Here is a 1,667-nt window from a genome sequence, read left to right as displayed (position 1 = left end):
AGGGCGAGAGCATGAAGGACTTATTTTTAATCAAATCGAGCAAATAAAACGCTAAGCAATGCTTTAACAAGACTAAATTGAGTGATTTTCACTCTATGTATGATTGCATTACATACAATTCAAGCTTAAAAAACGTTCATTCTCCCGCCCTGGTTAACTAGCTGATATTAAATTAAATATTATTAATTCCTCAATCTTAATTCATAGTCGGGTTTATAGGGTTAATCATCATCTTCAACCCTTGGGTTCTGCATCGTTAACCCTATGGCAATAATGGATATGGGGGATTGAATTGTGATCAGATATACTCTTCCGGGTATTCCATGATTTTCTTGTTTCGGTTAAGTGATGTTAGAAAAATCATGTCTCTTTCTGAGAGAGTGAAATCGAAAATATCTATGTTTTCTCTCAGCCTGTCTGCCACAGATGTTTTAGGTATGACACTGAGTCCGCGTTGTATATGCCACCGAAGGATAATCTGAATGAGTGATTTGTTATAATTGCCTGCAATTAAGTTAAGTTTCAGCTGTTCCCATTTAGAAAGATCATTAGCCCATAATGGACTCCAAGACTGGACAACGACTCCTATTTCAGATAGTTGAGTCACTGTACTTATTTGCTGATGGCGGATATGTATTTCTATCTGATTAATGACGGGTAAGTACGATGTGGCGTCGACAATAGTATTAATTTGCTCAATACTAAAGTTACTTACACCGATACTTGTTATGAGTCCAGCTTCTTTCAGGGTAATCATGTCTGTCCAGGCCTTAATATAATCTCCTGACTGAGTTACAGGCCAGTGAATCAGATATAAATCAACATAATCCAATCCCAGTTCATCCAGGGTTTTCGATAACGAATGGATGACATTATAATGGCTGTCATTCCAGAGTTTTCCTGTAATGAAAAACTCTTTTCGGGGTATCGGCGTACTTCGCAAAAAGTGCCCAATATGACTTTGATTACCATATAGTGATGCAGTATCTATCAAGCGGTATCCTGCTTCTGATGCAGAATGTAAAATATCATGAATACGATATTCATCTATCTGGTAGGTTCCCAGCCCAAGGATAGGCATTTTGTTTCCATCATTAAAAGTGATGAATTTCATAAAGTATACTCCGATTCAGTTGAATTATTTCTTTAAAAACAAACGATAAATTTATAAAATTCGGCCGCAACTTATAATTGAATAACCATCTATTTTTATTGGCCTTCTATGAAGATATTAATAAAAATATAAGGCTGTTGAGTTAATAGAAATTAAAAAATATTCTGTTTTTCAAAAATATTCTGTTTTTCTTGTATTAATTGTTTTTTATAGCCAAAAAATATAATAAATCACTTTATTTAACAGGGGATATAAGTTAATTATTTATATGGAATCTGATTTATAGTGTTTATTTTCTGTTTAATTTTTTGAGAAGATTATTCAAACAATGATAAGTTTAAGTTGGAGGTTTTCAATGAAAAATAATCTTAATCCACAGTTTAATAGGGTAGGCAATGACTCAATGGCATGGCCTCGTCATGTAACTGTAACACCAGCATTCCAGTCAGTAAACAGCCAGTCTATGGCATGGCCCCGTCACACCACACCAGCTTTGACTAAAGTTGAAAACTCAGCGATGGCCTGGCCTCGTCATAAAATGACAGACTGACCT

General features: G+C 35.0%; 1 protein-coding gene. It reads right to left on the bottom strand.

Going from position 1 to position 1,667, the window contains the following annotated elements:
* Nucleotides 1–298: 298 nt before the first annotated feature.
* Nucleotides 299–1,114 carry an aldo/keto reductase family protein gene (locus PSI17_RS16700; RefSeq protein WP_273553032.1) on the bottom strand — a complete coding sequence of 272 codons (816 nt, stop codon included), beginning with the start codon at nt 1,112–1,114 and terminating at the stop codon, nt 299–301.
* Nucleotides 1,115–1,667 lie beyond the last annotated feature (553 nt).

Origin of the sequence: Xenorhabdus sp. IM139775 (assembly GCF_028598745.1) — a bacterium.
GTDB lineage: Bacteria > Pseudomonadota > Gammaproteobacteria > Enterobacterales > Enterobacteriaceae > Xenorhabdus.
This window is presented reverse-complemented; position numbering and strand designations above follow the sequence as displayed.

Excerpts from the sequence above, each read along its gene's own strand:
- PSI17_RS16700 (WP_273553032.1), bottom strand. The coding sequence starts at position 1,114 with ATGAAATTCATCACTTTTAATGATGGAAACAAAATGCCTATCCTTGGG.